The sequence below is a fragment of the Psychrobacter sp. FME6 genome (assembly GCF_014861365.1).
Lineage (GTDB): Bacteria > Pseudomonadota > Gammaproteobacteria > Pseudomonadales > Moraxellaceae > Psychrobacter.
Genome location: NZ_RRYW01000010.1, coordinates 25,849 through 47,504 on the forward strand (window position 1 = coordinate 25,849; position 21,656 = coordinate 47,504).

12 protein-coding genes are annotated in these 21,656 nt (G+C 43.8%); 2 read left to right on the forward strand and 10 right to left on the reverse strand.

What is annotated here, in order from left to right:
* Nucleotides 1–446 precede the first annotated feature (446 nt).
* Nucleotides 447–4,256 (forward strand): methionine synthase, encoded by a 3,810-nt coding sequence (gene metH, locus EI162_RS02695; RefSeq protein WP_192522895.1) that lies wholly within the window; start codon nt 447–449, stop codon nt 4,254–4,256.
* A 97-nt stretch (nt 4,257–4,353) separates the two neighbouring features.
* On the opposite strand, the gene EI162_RS02700 is transcribed toward metH, so the two are convergent.
* The 10 genes from EI162_RS02700 to EI162_RS02745 form a co-directional block, all read right to left on the reverse strand.
* Nucleotides 4,354–5,226 carry a hypothetical protein gene (locus tag EI162_RS02700; protein WP_192522896.1) on the reverse strand — a complete coding sequence of 291 codons (873 nt, stop codon included), beginning with the start codon at nt 5,224–5,226 and terminating at the stop codon, nt 4,354–4,356.
* Between the two features lie 132 nt (nt 5,227–5,358).
* A complete protein-coding gene (locus EI162_RS02705) occupies nt 5,359–5,505 on the reverse strand; it encodes a DUF2256 domain-containing protein (RefSeq protein WP_192522897.1) in 147 nt (48 codons plus the stop codon).
* A 74-nt stretch (nt 5,506–5,579) separates the two neighbouring features.
* Nucleotides 5,580–5,741 (reverse strand): DUF2256 domain-containing protein, encoded by a 162-nt coding sequence (locus tag EI162_RS02710; protein WP_192522898.1) that lies wholly within the window; start codon nt 5,739–5,741, stop codon nt 5,580–5,582.
* A gap of 134 nt (nt 5,742–5,875) precedes the next feature.
* A complete protein-coding gene (locus tag EI162_RS02715; RefSeq protein WP_192522899.1) occupies nt 5,876–12,097 on the reverse strand; it encodes a DNA repair ATPase in 6,222 nt (2,073 codons plus the stop codon).
* 273 nt (nt 12,098–12,370) lie between these two features.
* Nucleotides 12,371–14,392 carry a hypothetical protein gene (locus tag EI162_RS02720; protein WP_192522900.1) on the reverse strand — a complete coding sequence of 674 codons (2,022 nt, stop codon included), beginning with the start codon at nt 14,390–14,392 and terminating at the stop codon, nt 12,371–12,373.
* Nucleotides 14,393–14,568: 176 nt separating this feature from the next.
* Complete coding sequence (locus EI162_RS02725; RefSeq protein WP_192522901.1) at nt 14,569–15,249, reverse strand: OB-fold-containig protein; 681 nt, start codon at nt 15,247–15,249, stop codon at nt 14,569–14,571.
* 377 nt (nt 15,250–15,626) lie between these two features.
* Entirely contained in the window at nt 15,627–16,610 is a 984-nt protein-coding gene (locus tag EI162_RS02730) for a Xaa-Pro aminopeptidase (protein ID WP_225736892.1), read from the reverse strand.
* Nucleotides 16,611–16,983: 373 nt separating this feature from the next.
* Complete coding sequence (locus tag EI162_RS02735) at nt 16,984–17,472, reverse strand: META domain-containing protein (protein ID WP_192522903.1); 489 nt, start codon at nt 17,470–17,472, stop codon at nt 16,984–16,986.
* 443 nt (nt 17,473–17,915) lie between these two features.
* A complete protein-coding gene (locus EI162_RS02740; RefSeq protein ID WP_192522904.1) occupies nt 17,916–19,025 on the reverse strand; it encodes a lipase secretion chaperone in 1,110 nt (369 codons plus the stop codon).
* Nucleotides 19,026–19,305: 280 nt separating this feature from the next.
* Nucleotides 19,306–20,400: an esterase/lipase family protein gene (locus EI162_RS02745; protein ID WP_192522905.1), complete on the reverse strand. Its 1,095-nt coding sequence runs from the start codon at nt 20,398–20,400 to the stop codon at nt 19,306–19,308.
* A 332-nt stretch (nt 20,401–20,732) separates the two neighbouring features.
* On the opposite strand from EI162_RS02745, the gene map reads away from it, so the two are divergent.
* Nucleotides 20,733–21,524 carry a type I methionyl aminopeptidase gene (gene map, locus EI162_RS02750; protein WP_413038367.1) on the forward strand — a complete coding sequence of 264 codons (792 nt, stop codon included), beginning with the start codon at nt 20,733–20,735 and terminating at the stop codon, nt 21,522–21,524.
* Nucleotides 21,525–21,656 lie beyond the last annotated feature (132 nt).

A 21,656-nucleotide genomic window follows, 5' to 3' on the forward strand; every position in this document is an offset into this window, starting at 1 on the left:
CGAAACATTAATCCTTCTGAAATTAAATTAACATATAAACCATGTTTATCAATTCGCCTTTAGGCTATTTTTTGTAGCATCGGTGTAAATTTTGTCTAACTTTTTACAGTAAACTTGAAATCAATCCATAAAAACAAAGCTTTATGTAATCCTTGATGGAAATGATATTCATTTGTACCCATCCGTTTTATGCAATAGAATTCATTGTAGGCAATAAAACTCACTGTCATCGTTTAGCATTCAACAAACAAGCGCCTTATATGCTGTATTGCTAAAGAGGAATAATTACTCTCCCGCGTACGACATATTTTTCATGCTAGAATAATGCGAATTTGCCTATTTTTTTATCATAACTTTCATTTTCTCTTATAATTATTTTACCCTGTTTTTTGCATCCATTTGTTATTCCTTCCTTTTATAAAATTGACGATATAAGCAGCGCTCCTATGACTCAAAAGACCACAACTTCACCGACCTCCTCTCCCGCGGACAGCAATGCCCCTTCATCCAATGCAGCGGATAGCTTTATACTGACTCCCCCTGCCGTGTTTCCTTATAAAGCACAGCAACTGACCGCGCGCGCGCGTATCACTGAGCAGATGGCCAAACGGATTTTGATGTTAGATGGGGCGATGGGCACTCATATTCAAAACTATAAGCTGGAAGAAGCAGACTATCGCGGTGAGCGCTTTGCCGATATTGAGCAAGACGTACGCGGTAATAATGATCTGCTCGTGCTATCTCAGCCGCACATGATTAAAGAGATTCATTTGGCGCACCTCGAGGCCGGTGCGGATATCATCGAGACCAACAGCTTTAACGGTACACGTCTGTCGATGGCTGACTATGATATGCAATATCTGGTGCCTGAGCTGAATAAAACTGCCGCGCAAATTGCACGCGCTGCTGCTGATGAATTCACTGCGAAGAATCCTGAAAAACCACGTTTCGTCGCTGGGGTTATTGGTCCAACGTCGCGTACTTGCTCATTGTCTCCTGATGTCAATGACCCTGCCTTTCGTAATATTACCTTTGATGAATTGGTGCTGAATTATCGTGAGTCAACACTGGCATTGATGGAAGGTGGCGTCGATATCATCTTGATTGAGACTATCTTTGATACGCTCAATGCCAAAGCGGCAATATTTGCCATAACCGGCGTGTTTGACGATATCGGCTTTGAGCTGCCAATTATGATTTCAGGGACGATTACCGATGCCTCTGGTCGTACGTTATCAGGTCAAACGGCTGAGGCCTTTTATAACTCAATTCGCCATGCCAAACCATTAACCGTTGGTTTTAACTGCGCGCTCGGTGCCGATGCGCTGCGCCCACATATCCAAACGTTATCAAATATCGCCAATACTTATGTCTCCGCGCACCCGAATGCTGGTCTGCCCAATGAATTTGGTGAGTACGATGAAACGGCTGAAGAAACCACTGCGCTGTTAGAGGGTTTTGCCAAAGCGGGCATCTTAAATATTGTCGGCGGCTGTTGTGGTACGACACCTGAGCATATTCGCCAAATCGCTAATATGGTGGCCAATTACCCACCGCGCGTCATTCCTGAAATTGCGCCTGCCTGCCGTTTATCTGGACTTGAGCCCTTTACCATCAACGATGACAGTTTATTTGTCAACGTTGGTGAGCGTACCAACGTCACCGGTTCAAAAAAATTCCTACGTTTGATTAAAACTGAAGCCTATACCGAAGCGCTCGATGTCGCCCGTGACCAAGTCGAAGGTGGGGCACAAATCGTCGATATCAACATGGACGAAGGCATGCTCGACTCCAAACAGGCGATGATTCATTTCGTCAACTTGGTATCGGGCGAGCCGGATATTAGCCGTGTGCCGTTGATGCTGGACTCGTCGAAATGGGACATTATCGAAGAAGGTTTGAAACGCATTCAAGGTAAATCGATTGTCAACTCCATCTCTTTAAAAGAAGGTAAGGCTGAGTTCGTCGAGCGCGCCAAGTTATGCATGCGCTACGGTGCAGCGGTTATCGTTATGGCCTTTGATGAAGACGGTCAGGCCGACACCTTTGAGCGCAAAACTCAGATTTGTCAGCGCAGCTACGATGTCTTGGTCAATGAAGTGGGTTTCCCATCCGAAGACATTATTTTTGACCCGAATATCTTTGCGGTCGCCACCGGTATTACTGAGCATAATAATTATGGTGCCGACTTTATCAACGCCACCAAATGGATCTCGGATAACTTGCCAAATGCCATGGTCTCGGGCGGTGTGTCTAACGTGTCATTTAGTTTCCGTGGCAACCCGATTCGTGAAGCGATCAACTCAGTATTCCTATTTCATGCGATTCAAAACGGCTTAACCATGGGTATCGTCAATCCTTCTATGTTAGAGATTTATGACGATATTCCAAAAGAAGCACGCGACGCCATCGAAGATGTGATGCTCAATCGCAACCAAGGCGAAACCGGCCAAGACGCCACTGAACGGCTGATGACCATCGCCGAAAGCTATCAAGATGGTGGGAAGAAAAAAGACAGCACCGTCGATATGAGCTGGCGCGAAGGCACGGTCGAAGAGCGTATTGCCCATGCCTTAGTAAAAGGTATTACCACCTTTATCGACGCTGATACCAAAGAAGCATGGGAGAAATACCCAAAACCGCTAGAAGTCATCGAAGGGCCATTAATGGATGGAATGAACATCGTTGGCGACTTATTTGGTGCCGGTAAAATGTTTTTACCGCAAGTGGTGAAATCCGCGCGCGTGATGAAGCAATCTGTAGCTTGGCTAAACCCGTATATCGAAGCGGAAAAAGTCGAAGGCGAAAAGAAAGGTAAAATACTCATGGCGACGGTCAAAGGCGACGTCCACGATATCGGTAAAAACATCGTCGGTGTGGTACTTGGCTGTAATGGTTATGACATCCTCGATTTGGGCGTGATGGTACCTTGTGAAAAAATCCTCGATACCGCGATTGCCGAGGAAGTCGATATCATCGGCTTATCAGGTTTGATTACCCCAAGCCTTGAGGAAATGGTCTATGTCGCCAAGCAAATGCAAGAGCGCGGCATAACGTTACCGCTGATGATTGGCGGTGCCACAACCTCTAAAGCGCATACCGCTGTCAAAGTCGAACCACAATATCAAAACAATGGCGTCATCTATGTGTCGGATGCTTCACGCTCAGTAGGCGTAGTGACGAAACTGCTGTCGAAAGAGAATCGTCAAGGTCTTATCGACGAGACGCGCGCAGAATATATCAAGGTACGTGAGCGCCTCGCCAAACGTCAGCCAAAAGCTGCCAAAATATCTTATGCTAAATCTATTGACCTTGGTTTTCAGTACGACTGGGACAACTATGTGCCGCCTGTGCCGAATAAACTAGGACAAGTCATCCTTAATGATTATCCCATCACCAATATACTGCCTTATATCGACTGGACGCCGTTCTTTATCTCTTGGGGGCTGGCGGGAAAATACCCAAAAATATTGCAAGATGATGTGGTTGGCGAAGCCGCTCGTGATTTGTTTGGTAACGCAGAAGACATGCTACAAAAAATGATCGATGAAAAATTAATCGTGGCTAAAGGGGTGTTTAAGCTCATGCCAGCTCGACGGACTGGTGACGATACCGTGACGGTTTATGATAAAGATCCACAACAAGGTGGCAACCCAACCTATCAGTTCGAGCATCTACGTCAGCAAAGCGATAAAGCCAGTGGTAAGCCAAACTTTAGCTTGGCAGACTTTATCTCGCCATCAGACACACATACCGATTATTTAGGCGGTTTTACCGTTTCCATCGTTGGTACAGAAGCGCTGGCTGAGAAATATAAAACAGCAGGTGACGACTATAATGCCATTATGGCGCAGGCTTTATCTGACCGCTTGGCAGAAGCCTTTGCTGAGCATCTACATGAGCTTATTCGTAAAGACTATTGGGGCTATCAGGCTGAGGAAAGTCTCACCAATGACGAGATGATTAAGGAAAAATACGTTGGTATCCGCCCAGCACCTGGCTACCCTGCCTGCCCTGAACATACCGAAAAAGGTAAGCTATTTGAGTGGATTGGTACGGGCGACGCTATCGGCACTATCTTGACGGAAAGCTATGCGATGTGGCCTGCATCATCGGTTAGCGGCTTCTATTACTCACATCCTGATAGTGAGTACTTTAATGTCGGTAAAATCAGCACCGATCAGTTAGAGAGCTATGCTGAGCGTAAAGGTTGGGATATGAAGACTGCTGAGAAGTGGTTGAATCCGAATTTGTAGGGTTTTAAAAATCGATTAACTTATAGATAGTTTATATATATTTCCTGGCGTACTCATTCAATATGAGTACATCAGGAAAAATTAATGCTTTCAAAAACTATTTTTCTTTATTAGTATAAAAAATATCTGTGTTTAAGTTGTTTTCAGATTTCAGTACGAAAAGCATTAAACGAGGCATAATCGCAATGGGTAACAATGCAAATGCAATACCAATCCCACCATATATCTTATAGCAAATTGCAAGAGCTATAAAAAGTAATACAGTGAGTACATTTGCATAGTAAGTTGTCTTTTTAGTATGTAACCATGCACCTCTACTAACTTTTTCAAAACTATTTGGTAATGCAGACACAATCACGTGGCCCATGTCAAATAAAGCGTCTATATCTGCATCAAGTTTGGTAGATTGATAAAAATAAAATTCAGAATTATCTTTCATTTTTATGATAACTTTAACAGCTTCAGCATAAGGCCTGTTACCAATAAATTTATGACATTGATATTTTCTTACATCTGCTAAAAATATGCTATGTAACTTATCACCTAGCGTTAAGTCAACTTGGCCTTTTTGTATTTGAATACTACCTTGGTCGATCCATTTTACACGTCTCAAAATAGTATGAGGCTTTTTAATTAGCTCCACTAAAAAGACAACAGTGATTACTAAAATGATTAGTATGGGTATGAAGCTTTCGACAGTAAATATTAAGTAAAGCGCAAACGGAAAGCTACCAATTATTAAAATAGAAGCAACTATAGTGACAATACGTATTAAACCAGATCGGGCATAAGAAAAATCTGTTTCATAAACCCAACCCTTTTCAACAGATTGTGTATGATTAGCAAACTGTATGGTCTCATACTCTCTTTTCTTTGAGTGTCTTGTAGTGTTTCCTTGAGAATGGTTCACGGCTTGTCTCTGGTTTTTATTATGACGCTTTTGACGCTTTTTTTGTTTATACTTTTTCATTATTCTTATTCTTTTTGGGTCGAATATTTTTAACTATATTAACTGTGACAGCTCCATCCACCATCTCTAGCTTCATCCTTTATTAGCATTCGGTTAGCAAACATGGCAATTCTCTATTGTCCTAGCTTGAGCTCAATGTACTTTACCCTTCCCCCGCCGACACTTCTCAGAACAATAAATCACTTGCTCCCAATCCTTTTCCCACTTCTTACGCCAAGTAAAAGGACGCTGACAGACAGGGCAGATTTTTTGCGGTAGATTTACTTTTTTATGTGCCATGAGCTTCCTTGCGTCACTTTGTACTATGAAGTACTGGGTTAAAACCCCAGCCTACAACGACCGTAAACTTTTCCTTACTTCTGATGCTCTAAACCTTCATACTTTTTCACGCGGCGGCATTGGTCAGAGCAATAGACCATACTGTCCCAGTTTTTATCCAACTTTTTAGTCCAGCTAAACTCACGCTTGCAGACGGGACATTCTTTTTTGCGGACATTCTTCTTTTTATGCGCCATGATGTTCCTGTTATTTTATACAAATCGGTGCGCGGGGCGCACCCTACTCGCTTTACTTTAAACCGCCTCGACTATACATCGATAACTTGTCGCTATTACTACTATCTATTTTTCATAAACACTAATCACAAGTCCTAATCATAGTCATCAAATATTTTATTCAGTCGATTGAGGCTATTGACGATCAGCTTACCTGATTGATCGGTACTGCTATCGATTGCCAGCTTTTCATCCATGCGCATATTGAGTGGTGTAAGCGCCTCTTTTAGCGCATTTGCCATCAGTGCGGTTTGCTGATGGATGTCAGTCGTATCAATATCTGCTGTTTGATTCTCATCATTTTTAAGCAGGCTTTGCGTTAAGCTATGAGACAAACTATCAGCCATCTTATACGATAGCTGCTCGACGGCATCGACCAACTGTACCATCAGCTGTTTTTGCATCTCTTGGCTTTGCTTGAGCTGCTCGCCTTCCGCCTTTTCAGCATTGTGATCATGCTTATAAATTTGCATCAGCTGATTCATGCTTTTTTCAAAGCCATTGTCGATGCTGTCGCTAACCACTTTGGCGTTATCTACAAAACCCGTGATAAAGCTATCAGCGAGGATTTTTAGTGCCTTTGATTGAGCCTCTAGTTGCGCATCGATTTGCACTTGTTGTCCCGCTTCTCGCAAGCGCGCGATTTCCTCAGGGTTGTTTTGGGTGAGGTATTTATCAAACTGGCTACTGATGGCATTAAAACCGCTGGCCAAGTCGACCAGCTGGGCAACAATACGCGCGCCAGTATCGCCATCTTCTCCGCCCATGGCTTTGTTGCGTAAGAAGTCAGCTTTGATTTGCGCCCAACGCTGTGCTTCTTGCTCGGTCAGCGCCCCGCGCATCTCGCTAAGTTTGAGCAGGTTGCTTTCTGCGCCTGTGGTCAAGAGTTGCGACTCGCCCAAATAATGATCATCTATCAGCTGGTTAAGCTCGCTGTCATTCATAATCGCCGATAGTTTTTCGGTCATTTTGTTCATATTGCGGTAACTGCCTTGCAGCTTAAATATCGGTTCAACACGATATTTATCATCTTGCGAAGCCGAAGCAATATAGGCTTGGTTGACGTCAAGAATGACTTTTTGCACGGTAAACATATGGCGCAAAATAGCTATAATCTCGTTAATCTCCGAGCTGCTATAGGGATAGGTTAGCTCGCTACTTTGTGCTTGGGCGAGGTTTGCATTATCCGCTTTCGCCATTTTAATGAGGCGATGCACATCTGCTAGGTCGCGATTGGCAAGTGGTGCTAATACGGCATTTGAGGTTAGCGAGTTTTCGATATAGCTGAGGGCGAATATCTCTTCCATGCCGCTCATAATATCGCCTAGGTTATAGATATCGGCACGGTTGGCGAGCATATCAGGCACCTTAAAGGCCTCACCGCTTTCGGTATAGGGGTTACCTGCCATGACCACGCAGAACTTTTTGCCACGCATGTCATAGGTCTTGGTTTTATCTTGCCAAACGCCATCGATACGGCGTGTGCCATCGCCGAGTGAGATAAATTTTTGCAAAAACTCAGCATGGGTATGCTGAATATCATCGAGATAGAGCATGACGTTATTACCCATCTCAAAGGCTAGGTTAATTTTATTGAGCTCTTCGCGTGCCGTGGCATTAGGCGCTTTTTCAGGGTCTAACGAGGTGACGTCATGACCGAGTGAAGGACAATTAATCTTCATAAAGATTAGCCCCAAACGGTTGGCGACGTATTCCATCAAGGTGGTTTTACCGTAACCTGGTGGCGATATCATCATCAGGATACCCATCAAGTCGGTACGCTTATCCTCGCCAACTGTACCCATTTGCTTAGCAAGGTTATCACCGATTAATGGCAGATAGCTCTCATTAATCAGACGGTTGCGCACAAATGATGACAATGGACGCGGCATAAACTCATCAAGTCGCAACGCCTCTTTTGCATCGCGCAAAATTTCTGAGCGCAGAGCCAGATAGCGTCGATAGGCAGGAATAACCTGCGTATCATGATGGTGCAAACGATTTAAGAAATCATCGACGGCAAAGGTTAGAGTTTGCTGCTGGATACGCTCATGCTCGCCCAACAGATGCTTGACTTGTATTTCAAGCGATACTTTACCCGTGCTGCGCTCAAAGCTGGCGACTTGATTGAGTGGGTTATTACTACTGGTCAATGCTGGGGTTGATGCAAATGATAAGGGTGATGATGTCGCACTTGCCGCTTTATTAAAGCTGGCGCCTGCGTCAACCAGACGTTGTATTAACGCTTCACGCTGTCTATCGTTTAATTGGGTAAGTAAGATAGCAATCGCTTCCGGCACATAATGACGGCCACTTTCTAGCTGTTGTTTGCGTAAAGTTTCTTTTTCTTTACGCTCAGCAAGCTGCTGTTCACTAAGCTCACCTTCTTCATTATTAGCTTGCTCACCAGCTATTTCGCTACTATCCTCAGCGTAAATCTTATCAAGTAAGGCGTGGAACCACGTTGCTAGTAGCTCATACGCAGATTTGGGCTGAAAGCCAAGCTTACCGATTGAAGACTGTAGTTGCTCAAAGCCTGCGCTATTTGGCGCGGTGCCTAATGAGCTATTCAAAGTTTGGCTCAATTGCTCACATAACTGCTGCGCTTGCTGGCTGGTTTGCCATTCTATATCGCCATTGGGCGTATTGGCTTGACCCATGACGTTGACTAAATATTCACTGGCAAGCTGGACATAGCTTTGCTGAAAGATAGTATCTTTATTAACAACGGTCTCTTTATGAATATCACTATTGTCTAAATCTGACTCTGATTCTGCCTGCTTACTAGTACCGTTATCAACGCCAACGCTATCATCACTATAAGCGGCGACAAAATATTGCATCACTTGGGTGATATCATCAACCAGTAATGCTTTGGCGGTATCACTGCCCAAGCTACGGCGCAATTGCTCGGCGGTGATGGCTCTATCCATCCAGTTATCCACGCGCGTAAGCGTTGATTCATTCAGCCAAGCATCATAACCAAATTGATGTAAAGCCTCTAAACCAAGCGCTTGTACTAGATTTAGCTGCCAATAAAACAACTGCGCCAATGCACGAACTTGCGGCGTGTATATCAGCAAACCTGCTTCACGCAGCGTGGGTAATATTTGCATCAATAACAACGTGGCATCATGGTCATGAATACCTTTGTCATAACCGAGCTGATAACGAGGAGTGGCATACGCCTTAACCAGTTTAGCCAGCGCGCTATCATTATAAATATCACTGTTGCTATCAAGTGTGCTAACACTAATAGTACTGGCGGTCTCGTCGTACGCTTGATATAGGCGCGCTTCGGTCAAACCATCTTGGCTGTTTTTGGCGCTCTCAATGATGCTATACGCCAAATATTCCGCGCGGTAGACAGTATCAGACTCGGAGGCGATATTCATATCCCAATATGGGCGTAAAACACTCAGTTCAGCATTATTGAGCACTTCATAATAGTCGGTGCCTGTTAGGTGCAAATTGAGAATGCGCGCACCATCTGACTGTTGACGACTGAGCAAGGTCAAGTCTAACGGCTGGGTATTGACCGAAAAACGGTGCTTGCCAAGCTTGATAATCTGCCCGCCATCTTCGAACAAGTCAGATTTGTCTTTTAGACTCTTATAGCTTTCGATTTGGATGGCTTTAAGCCGCGCGTCGATGTCATCTGCCTTGACACTAAAGCCCATCGCTTGTAACTCTTTGGCGATGTTACGTACTTTTTGTACCAGTCCGTCTGATGCAAAATAGGTATTTAACGCCTCTTCTTCTTTAAAGCCAGTGACACCCGTACTTTGGGTACGTTTTTTGATGCTCTCAAGCATCCGTAGAGCGCCATCACCTAAATTCTGGGCTTTGCGATTACGCGTATCAAGCAATTGCTGCTTATGATTTTCAAAGGTTTCGTAAATCTCTTCACGCTTGCTAATAATGTCTGTTAAAAACTGATCGCCACTATTGGTCTCTGGGTCAGCAAACTGGCTTTCTAATTCTTCTAACTGCACCAGCAATTTTGCCATTTGCTCATCTGATTTCTCAGGTGTATTGGCAATGGACAAGGCATTGGCAATCGACTGACCAAACAGCTTAAACTGCGCGCCAAATTGCGCAACGGCTTCGGCTGAACCCAAGTTTTTGCGCTTATGGTTGAGCTTGGCTTTGCTTTGATTGAGGCTCGAATAAATGGTCGATATGTCATCGATAATTTGGGTGCGTACGGTGGCATCGGCAACATCCAACGTGCCCAGCAGCTCGGTTAATAAATCTAAGCCTTGTGCGGTTTCATCGATTTTGTCTAGGACAGGCTTTAATTCAGCATTGGTTTCAGCCGTATTTAAACGCTCACTGACGTCGGCTAAAACGGCTTCGTAGCTCGAAAGCGCCTGGTCTTCGCTTAAAAATAATACGGTCTTTTCGGCGAGCTCGCTTTCTGCTTCTTCTAGTTGAGCCTGCAACGCTTCAAGCTTATCGCCATCTAAATAACGCAAATCCTCTAGGCTAACCAGACGACCCTTTTGTTGTCTTAACGCCGACAGCTGCTCCACGTAATCACTGGCAGACTCAAAAGTAGTGACGCGTATCTGCCGCAATATCTCACCTTGCTGAGCGTCGGCATCGCTCAAAGCGGTTTGGGTTTGCTTTTGAATACTTTGTACTTTGGCAAACTCATCAATGACCAACTCAGCGGTAGCCGTTACTTGTTTAATACTACCTGCAACCTCGTTCAGCTCAGGTTCAGACAGCCAATAGTAACTATCAAAGAGACGACTGGTATTATCCGCCAGCTCCTCGTAGAGCTTTTGTGAGACACTTTGGTTATCGATTAGGCGGGTGATGCTATAAAGGTCTGAGATACCGCGCACCAATTCTTTATTGCCGATTTTGCCGTAAAAACTACTGCTTTCCGGCAGCTCACTAACATACTCAGGTGAGGCATAGGGCGTATGCCATATCTGCATCGGGTGAATGCGCGACGGCTCACTTTGGGCGCTAAACAGCACCAAGCGACCACTGTCCGCCAATGCCATACCGTTGCAATAAATAGGGTTTGCCAGTTGTTTTTTGATTAGATTATAAGGAAATAATCCTGTGACGCCATAAGCGACATCATAGAATAAGAACAGCACGTCTTCGCCGTTTGGTGAGACGATTTTGCGTTTGAACTGTAGGTTTGTAGCATCAACGTTTTGAGCATCAAATAACTTGTTTTCGCCCGTTTGCAGATAATAACCACCTGGAAATATAATGCCGTGATCTTCCGGCAGCTGGACACACGACTGCCCAATGGCGTCTAGACGCAGCACCGTTTCGGTCAAGGTGTTATAAACAAAATAACGATAACTGTCCTCACGATAAGGCAGTATCTTCAGCAGGATTAAACTACCCACTTTGGCATAAGCAATCTCGGCATCGGTCAGCGACTGAGTGCGATCACTCACAGGCTCGCTATAAATACCCTGCCCTGACTGCGTATTATCCTCAATCTTGATGGTTAAATCGCCGCCAATCGTTTCTACAAATATCGTATCTAAGATATTCATATGCGGGTACTTACCATTGATCATCTGATCACGCGTGGTTTCTACCCAGTCAAAATCATAGGCAGGAGGCAACTCGATGTCGCGCTCGCCTCTATTATCCACATAGGCGACTTGGGCAGATTCTGGGGTGCCTTGGCTAAAATCTAAGGCAAAACGAAAAACGCGGATATCGGTGATACGCTCACCAATCTGAAACGCCATCAGTAACTTGCTGTCTTTGACCGTCAGTTGCATTAAGCGGGTTTGCTTGTAGTATCGATATAGCTCGTTAAAATCTTGGACAAACGCCTCTTGATCTAAAAAGGTATTGGTTAGATCCACTTCTTCAAGCTGATACTCTTGGTCAGTGCTGTCGTTTTTGTGGTCTTTGTCATTTATTTCATCACTGCTATCATGATTATTATCATCACTACGACGTTTATCAGTCGGGTCTATCAGGCGATATAGCGATAATACATCCTTGATATTACTCGCTCTTTTAAGCCCCATAAAAACATTGTAGCCAAATAACAGATAGTCGCCCACTTGCACCATATCTTGGGCCACACAGTTGTATTCAGTACGAATACGTGTGCGAGCAACGATTTGCATTTGCGTACTACCAAACTCTTCTAAGCGAGCGTTATTGAGGTTCGCCGTTTGTGTTTCTAGGCGGCTGCCTTGCTCAGTCAGACGCTTTTTAATGAGCTCATAAGCATTGCCTGAGGCAACTGCTTGATCCGTTTGGTCGGTTTGATTATCGTTGTCGTTTTTATCAAAATTGGTTGGGTTTTGCGTGTCCGCCATCGTTGCTCGTCCATTTTTATTTTTAGGCAATAGGGATAATAAGGTAAAGCTAAAGAGTTTGGTTTTTTATAAATTTTTTATTAAAGTAGCACTTGGCTACTCTAAAAAAACGAATGCTCATGACTCATTTTTTTAGAGTAGCCAGCTCATTGTTAGCGTTACACTTGAGTTGGCAAAAGCAAGTGGCGACCTAAACCACCACTGGCTTTAATAAAATTACTGATTGACGATTACCTTCAAAAATAAACCGTTAGCCAAAGATGAAGCGTTAGATTAAGCAGGTTTGTTATCAGACTCATCGTTCGCTTTATTGGTTTTATTCATTACTTGATTGGCCATCATGGTATTGATAATGCCGCCCAAAGTATCTGACTTGCCAGCGAGACCATCGATGGCTTTACCAATCGATAGCGACTTAGCAAAGTTATCAAAGAAGTGCGCTTCACCGCCAACGATATCGATTTTGGCTTTTTGTAGCGCGACCGCCAATACTTCAGCGTTTTCTTTGGCAATCTCTTTACCAGCATCAATCGACGCCATCGCTTCTTGCAAGGCAGTTTCAAGACCCATACGGAACTCTTCGTGCTCGCGAGCTTCTTTGCTCATGCTACCCATGGCATTGAACTTCTCGACCAGACCATCTGCTTCTGCTTGGAAATGGGCACGAGTCACTTCGGCTTTGGCCAGTCCAACTTCGCGCTCAGCCTTAGCGTTTGACTCACCGCGAGCGGCAATGACTTGCGCATCTGCCAGTCCGATATCATGTTCGGCTTTGGCATTAGATGCACCGCGAGCCGCGATAACTTCAGCATCAGCCATGCCTTTTTCACGCTCTGATTGCGCTTCGGCTTGACCTGTCGCTTTGATAATATTGGCTTTAGCCAGACCTTCTTTTTCTAAAGAGGCAGCTTTTACCTCTTGAATCGCGGCTTCAGCAAAGCCATGTGCGGACTCTTCGGCTTTGATACCTTCGGCCATTTTAATTTTGGCCTCTGAATCTTTGGCTGAGGCTTCAAGGTTGGCATTGGCAAGCGTGGTAATCTCGACTGCTTTGTGCTTGGCAGACAACTCTTCTGCTTCTGCTTTTTTGACTTGACGCACTTTGATTTCTTCAGCGTCAGCTTCGGCTGCCAGTACGCGTGTTTGCTTAGCTCGCTCAGCTTCGCTGACTTCGCGAACTTCTTTGATGCGCTCTTCTTCTTGAGCGACGGTTTTGTCTACCGCGATACGCTCACGAATGACGTTAGCAATTTCTTTTTTCTCAAGCTCAATCGCACGCTCGGCTTCGATACGTTGCAAGTCAACTTCACGCTCGCGCGAGACAATTTCTAAATCACGAGCTCGGGTGACCTTCTCTTCTTCAATAACCACCGCACGCAGACGATTTTGTCCCGCCACTTCAACTTCACGTTGTTGGTTTTCGCGCTGAATCGCTAAATCCTGCTCAACCATAATAATCGCGGTTTCAGACTTTTTACGTTCTTCTTCTTCAATCTTACGCGTCTCAGCCGTCTCACGGGCAATCACTGAGGATATTTCGCGTTTCTGTTTGGCTTCAGCATCTGCTTGTTGACGCTCAAGCTCAAGCATCGCTTCGACCGTTTCAACGTTTTTCTTTTTAACCGCCAACTCTTCATCACGCTCAAGCTCGTTGGTCATGACGTTTTGAAAGGCTGTTAATTGAGTAATCTTTTTGATACCCTCAGAATCTAAGATATTACTCGAATCCAAGGACACTTTCGGGGTTTGCTCTAAGTAATCAATCGCCACATCTTCTAAGACATAGCCGTTTAGATCATTGCCAATCTCTTTAACGATACTGTCACGAAACTCACTGCGATTCTCAAACAATTTGACGAAATCAATTTGCTTACCAACCGTTTTTAAGGCTTCCGAGAACTTAGCATTAAACAGCTCATTAACGGCCACTTTGTCTGAGGCTCTCTCAGCGCCAAGAGATTTAGCAACCTTAAGCACGTCTTCTTCAGTCTCATTGACCCGCAAATAAAACGCCACCGTGATATCAGCACGCATGTTATCCGCACAAATCAGTCCTTCTTTACCGCGTCTATCCACCTCTAGGGTGATTAGCGAGATTCTCATTAACTCCTTTTTGTTAATGACTGGCCACACAAAACCGCCATCGAAACGTACGGCGATTTTGTTGACCCCGTTAATGATCAACGCCTTACCCTGCTCTACCTTAAAGTAGAAGGCTTTTAGCATCAAAAGCGCAGCCATAATGAAAACAAACGCCAGCACCACAACCACGCCGACGATAATGAGTATGTCCATATTCCTTCCTTTAATTAAAACATTCCAACCAAATTTAAAACCGTTAATATCTTTCTTATCAATAGCTGATCTTTCTTCTACACTTACTCAGCCGCTATCGATTAACTGCGATTACCTATTTATTTTTAACTCTTAATCCAATCTATCGCTAAAGCCTATAACCAAAGCCCTATTGGTTAAATCATTGACGATGGTTCTTTATCTTTGGCCAGAGCGACTCGGTAGGCATTAATCTCATCCAAATACTCTACCAATACCACTTTGTCACCTTGCTTGAGCAGATAATCATTATCGTTGATATCGGGACGAATTCTAAGTATCAATCCGGCACCGCCATCACTTAATTCCGCCTCGCCGTGTTTGTCGGTCACACTAAGCGTGCGCACAATTGCCGTTTTTCCGAGATTACTCGAGGCATTACGCTTTGGAATTTTGGTGATATTTTTGCGAATAGGTGAAATAATAATACCGGTCAGCCACATGGAGACCACCAATACAAAAATCAGAGCCCCAGTACCAAATAGATAGTATAAAAGTCCAGAGTCAAAATATTGATGTAAGAAGCTGCTATATAAATAGCTTAATAACCACCCGATTAAGCTAATTAAGCTTAGTATGATGATTAAAGGCACACCGTAAAGCCCAAATTTGAGCATAAGACCCGTAAAAAACCCTGCTGATGATAAGTTGGAAGCATCTACATCGCCGCCTGAATCACCTAAATCTACGCTATCCATATCTGCCATACCGAGTAAAGAGACCACCCAATACAAAGTAACGAACATCACAAGCCCCGTAAAAATAAACGTGGGGTATAAACTGATTTTAGTGATAAATACTAAAAAAGATTCTTGCATTGCCCGTTTTCTCCTTTTAGCCACCCACTGTAATATCTTGATGGCTCGATTTAATACGATACGTTTTGATTTTATATAGCCAGGTCAATATAAAAGAGATACAGCGGGGCTGGGATACATTTTTTGTAGCCTCTGTCGGCGTAGGCACAGCAAGCAAGAAAAATTTGTACCAGTCACGCTGTATAGTGCTGTGTATCTATTTTATTCAGTATCGACTATATGTTGAATAACAAGGTCGGGCTACGATGACCTTGTTAGGTTTGAGGAAGTTAAGTGGATAATAAATAACCTCTAAAATCCAGACTTTTATAATCGACTTATGTTTCTTTATTGGTGATTATATAGACATCTCATTACTTAATATAGAGCTTTCACTATTAACGTCCCCAAATCGGTGAGCGTACCATGCCACCCTCTTTGTCATTAATGGCGTAGCTGGTATTACCCGACAATGAGTGTATGACCAGACCGCCTCCACTTTTACCATCGACTTGCCCGCCTAAATTTGAGTGACGCATTGGATAAATGGCATATTGCCCAGACGGTGATAATCGGGCAGGCTCATCAAGACCCGTCTCTGCCAGATTAATCACTTTTCCTGTGCCGAGTGTCATCACCGCCGCTTTGCGGCCATTAAGGTATGCCAAGCGCTGACCATCTATACTAAGCTGTGGACTGGCGGCATAGCCTCCCGTCGATATCAATGCTGCGTGACCCGTGGCAAAATAATAACGATAAATACTTGGACGTCCAGCACGTACTTTATCACTGGTATAAACGAAGCTCTTGCCATCGCTTGCATAGCTTGGCTGTACCTCAGTACTCGGTAAAGTGGTGAGTTGTTTGATACTGCCATCGCTGAGGCGCATCTCATAGATATCAGCATTGCCACCGACGGTCGAGCTATAGAGGATTTTTTGCCCATCAGGTGAGAATGACGGTGATAAATTACTGCCCTCGGCGTTTACGACTAGATTTTTGCTATTACTCTTAACATTATAAATATAAATCTTCGGATGCTGGCGCGGCGCTTGTTTGCTATAAGCAAGCATTTGACCGTCCGTTGACCACACCGGCGCATAGATATAGCCATTTAGCTGGTCAATCATTTGGCGATTGCTGCCATCCGGCCTGATACGATATAGCGTAGAGACTTTAGCAACACCGACGCCTTGTTCTTCGACATAAGCAATATAGCCTTGCTGATCTATCGCTGGCATTTTTGCAGTGAGCGGATTACTCGTGTTCAGCTTCTTATTGATAATCATACTGGCAGGTGCTTTAGGCGCAGTATCTAGTATGGTTTGACACCCTGTTAGTACAGTGAGCATTGGGATGACCAATATGGGAAGCGCAGCCATAAAGCTTACCTTGTACCTACTTATATTGCATCTATCAAAGGATTGTTTGGACACAGTAGCTTTTAACATAAGATATTGCCCTAATATGTTGATTTACTTTAAAACCGATACAAGTGTTACTGGAGTGAGTCTTTTGCAGCCTCTGTCACGCTGGCGAACAGCAAGCAAGAAAAAAATGTTCAACACACTTTATTTCGACACACTTTATATGGATATGAGAAATCTCCACGCCAGAACCAAGCGATAGAGCCAGTGTAACCTAGATTAGACACTTATTTTAGATCAAAAAAATGCCCCACTAATAAGTGAGGCACGTTTTAATCTACAGCGACAGTATATTTAAGCCAAATGAATAATCGGCTAAATCACTGGATTATTTAGAAATTGCTTTGAAGTGAGCAACTTGCTTATCATTGGTGATGGTCAAAATAGGGGTTTTATTGGCATTCTCATTGATGCTATATTTACCTTGTACAGTCGCCATAGTTGCTGTATCAAAGCTTGCTTGTGGCTCAGGGCAGGCCATCATAGTAGATAAAACGTTACCTAATACGACATTGCCATTCTCAACACTATAGTTAGCGCCCATGTTATTGCAGGTGTTCACAAATGTAACGCGGTCATTGCCATTATCTTTAAAGAATTTCAATGTTAATGGCTTAGCCGGATCGAAGAACAGCTGGCTTACTTTGTCGCCATTGGTACGCTTGGCATCAACAAGCTGCCAATCATACGCTTGTAAAGCCTTAGCCGTAATTGGTTGCGCAACTGGTGCGGTAACGCTAGGCGTGGTTTGGCAACCAGCAGCTAGTGTACCTACAGCCAAAGTAGCCGCCATCATCATTTTAGTCATGTTTTTCATATAAACTCCTATAAAATCAAATATAAATCAAGTATTGTTCATTATGCTAAAGTGCATCCTAATTTTGAAAACATTAGGTACACCCCCTAAGCATTTGTACTTGCTGTGATTAATTTCTTGCTGTGATTAATTTATTGTTGTAATCATCAATCGTAGCAACGCGGCTATTATGCATAATCGTCACCCATTTGTCATGATAGATTAAGTGTATAATTACAACCATATTTGTTTACTCTATAGGGTTTTTGCTAACATACCTTGCTAAGCGACCTATTAGCTGTTAGCGCCTGCTCACTCTTTAAATCTAGCTTCTCTCAAGCTGTCCTCCCTAAAATATCACGACCTAAACCTTCATTACCTGTGCTCATTTTTACCAATTTAGTTGCTTTTTAGTTGCTTTCATTCAGATTGATAATTGCTTTCGTTCAGATCGACGACAGGCCCTAATTTGTATTGGACATTTTCTGTTGCTGCACAGCGGCATACCCTGCCAACCGTTTGCGCTCCGCATCATTAAACAGTTGTTGCTCCATCTGATTGATTTGATTTTGAGCCTGTGTTTTATCGTTAGTTTGGCTCAAAAGGCGCTGCTTTTGCGCTTGATATTGATTAAATCGCTGATCAAAATTAGCGTCTTCTTGATCCAGTTGGGCAAGCCTTGCTGCTGCTGGCGCGCCGACTAACTCCCGACGCATACTATATAACTCTTCAGCCGTTGCGCCTTTGTCTTTCATCTGCTCTGTGCGGCTCATCAACTCATTTAGGTTGGCTTGTTGGGTAAGATTGGCTTTGGTCGTGTTGTCTGGCATGCGGCTTATATAGTCTTGCTTTGCGGCTTGTTTTTGCGCATCAGATAGCTGTTGGTTTTGATTGATTTTCACCATCTCGATACTGTAATCATCGTATTCATCTTCTGCTCCAAAGAACGCCGTGATTGTCGCCTTTTCAAAATGCTGCTGACGTAGTTTAGCCACATCTTGCTTTTGTTGTGCGACAACGTTTAAATCTAGCTCGCCGTTTTCTGTTGCTTGCAACTGCAAGTTTCCATAACGATTTTCTATATCAGGAATTGCTTTAAGATAAGCTACATACTGATCAAATATGGTCATAGCTTGGCTGGCAGCAGGTTCTGGCGTGTGATTGCGAATATAGCTTTGCACACGAGTATAGATAATGGCCTCGTCTTCCTCACCAAGTGCCGATAAAAAATAATCAAACAAGCGCCGTAAGCCTTCGGTGACTACCAGCTGTTTATTTTCGTCAATGATAATCTCACCATCGACATCGGTGCCTTGTAATGAGCGCGGCAGATTCTCCAGTCCTGTTCTAAAACCAGCGTTATCTTGATTTGATGAAGTACTAACACTGTTGTTTGACCCAGCCATATTTGTCGAGTCAAGCTCACCGTCGTTACTGTTTGCGGTAGTAGTCATGGGTGAAGCGTCAACACCGCTGTTATTAGGCTTAAACCATAAAATAACCGCTATTGTTATAGCGATAAACACAGCAATAATAACGATGGGCAACAACGGGAAATGGCGATTATTGGACATAACGAAAACATCTTATTTAATCAATCAGTTTATATATAGTCAGTTCGATGTAAAAAAAGATACCATGCGACTGGTATTATTTTTTGCAGCCTCTGTCAGCGTAGACACAGCAAGCAAGAAAAATTAATACCAGTCACGCGTCAAAAAAACTTATCTTAATTTAGCATCGACCATACATCTTTGATATAAAAAAACAGGGCCAACACTGTGGACCCTGTTTCTATACAATCTAGGCAGACTCAAGGTAATAATAAGCTTGTGCCAATTTTATCAACACCCTTTATAGACTGGCTTTTTTCAGGCGGTTCACTTGGTCGCGGTATAGGGTTTTAGGATCAGGCTGCCCCCATGCGGTCAGACCCAAGACTTGATTGGCGGAATCTAAATGATTCATCCGATAATCATCACGCACCACGTAACCGAGGCGGCTCGAACAAGCAGATACCAAGCCATCGTTTGGATCACCATTAAACGTCGACCCTGTCAGAGCCAGCATATAATCACTGGGGTCGAGGCCATTGGTTATCTGCCCAATGCCGCTGAATGAATAATACTTAATCCCATTAACTTCAGTATTGGCGGGCTGACCACAGTAGCTGGTCGGCATCGCTGCTGGAAACTTAGCGTTAAATTTGGCGGCGTAATCAGTAGATAGGGCTTGAACTGCATTCCAGCCATCTTGCTCTTGTAACTCCTTAAAGCTAATGCCGGCGCTGATATCCATAAAGCCACCGACGAACTTAAAGAAACCTAGGGCAATCTGTGAGCCAACATTAAACTCGCCTTCTCCATAGCCATCATTGGCACTGCCTTCAACAACTTGTTTGATGACCCAATCGCCCATTTTTGAGCCTTGCTCCGGACTTGAGATTGCGGTTACCGAAGCCACATACTCTGGTGCAACACCAGCGACATAACGAATATCGATACCGCCTTGACTGTGACCAAGTAAATTGACTTTGGGACTGCCTGAGATGGCGCTGATGGTTTTAACTTGTTGCAGTAATTGCTCACCGCGGAACTCACTATTATTCACTGATGATGTCTTGGTGGTATAGACCTGACTGCCTCCTTTCATAAGCGTTTCAGGAATACCATAAAAATAGTCAACCAATCCAAATGCCTTGGTAAACCCACCCAGACCATGCGCCATGACGACAGGATATTTGGTATCAGTGTGCTTTGATGTCCAATGTTTACTACTGACCAATTTACAACCCGTAGGATTGGCACAGTTATAGTACTGACCCGCTGCTTGGGCAGAGGTCGTTTGCAAGGTCAGCATTAGAACACCAGCGCCAATGGCACAGAGTGACGGCAAAAATGCGCTTGGCGTGAGAAAAACACGGGCACGCGGGGGAAGTTTCTGAGTCATAACAACATCCTTGTTATCGTTAAACTTGTTATCGTTAAAGTTTTGTAGTTTTTATAAAGAATCTTATCTATTGCATCCAGCGCAAAAGCGCTAAAAACCACTGCCAATCCATTTGGCAACTAAAATTACAATACTTCTATAATTTGTAATATTCAATTGATTTTTTAAATATATACAATATTTCGATGACTATACAGTCAAATTATGCCATATATTAACCACAAAACATCTAATCAATAGACAGAGCCATTGTTAAGGCTAGCAAAACCACCACTAATGCATTTATGCTATAATTTAAACACATAAACTCCATAACTATAAGTAAGACAATGATGACTAAAAAATCTCTTATCCAGTCCCCCGAAGCCATAGAAAAAATGCGCGTGGCCGGCAAGCTTGCTAGCGAATTATTGGTCATGCTCGATGAGCATGTCAAAGTTGGGGTCAGCACCGAAGCATTAAACCAAATTGCTCATGATTATATCGTTAATGTGCAGAAGGCTATTCCTGCTCCGCTTAACTATAACGGCTTTCCTAAATCCATCTGTACCTCGGTCAACCACGTGGTTTGTCACGGTATCCCTACCGAAAACAAACTGCTAAAAGATGGCGATATCATCAATATCGATGTGACCGTCATCAAGGATGGTTATTATGGTGATACCTCTAAAATGTGGATCATTGGCGATGGCTCCATCATGGCGCAGCGTATCTGCAAGGTGGCGCAAGATGCACTCTATGCTGGCATGAGCGTGGTCAAAGATGGCGTTCGTCTCGGTGATATCGGTGCCGCTATCCAAGAAGTGGTCGAGCCTGAGCGTTTCAGTATCGTGCGCGAGTTCTGTGGTCATGGCATTAGCGATGAATTCCACCATGAGCCGCAAGTGATGCACTATGGTAAAAAAGGCACCGGCTTTGAGCTAAAAACCGGCATGACCTTTACCATCGAGCCGATGATTAACCAAGGTACTTGGCAGACCAAAATTTTGCCAGACGAATGGACTGCCATTACCAAAGACCGTAAGCTATCCGCGCAGTGGGAGCACACCATGGTCGTGACTGATAATGGCTGTGAAGTATTCACCACTCGACCCGAAGAAGACTTAAGTTTTTTAACCCAATAACCCCATAAAAGATCGCCTAGGCGGTCTTTTTTTTGGATTATAATTAGGGCGTGTTCTCAATTCAATCGATGAACACCTAAGTGAACTAAAAATAACTCCGTTTTATTTGGTTTTAACACGCCTTAGCGCTTT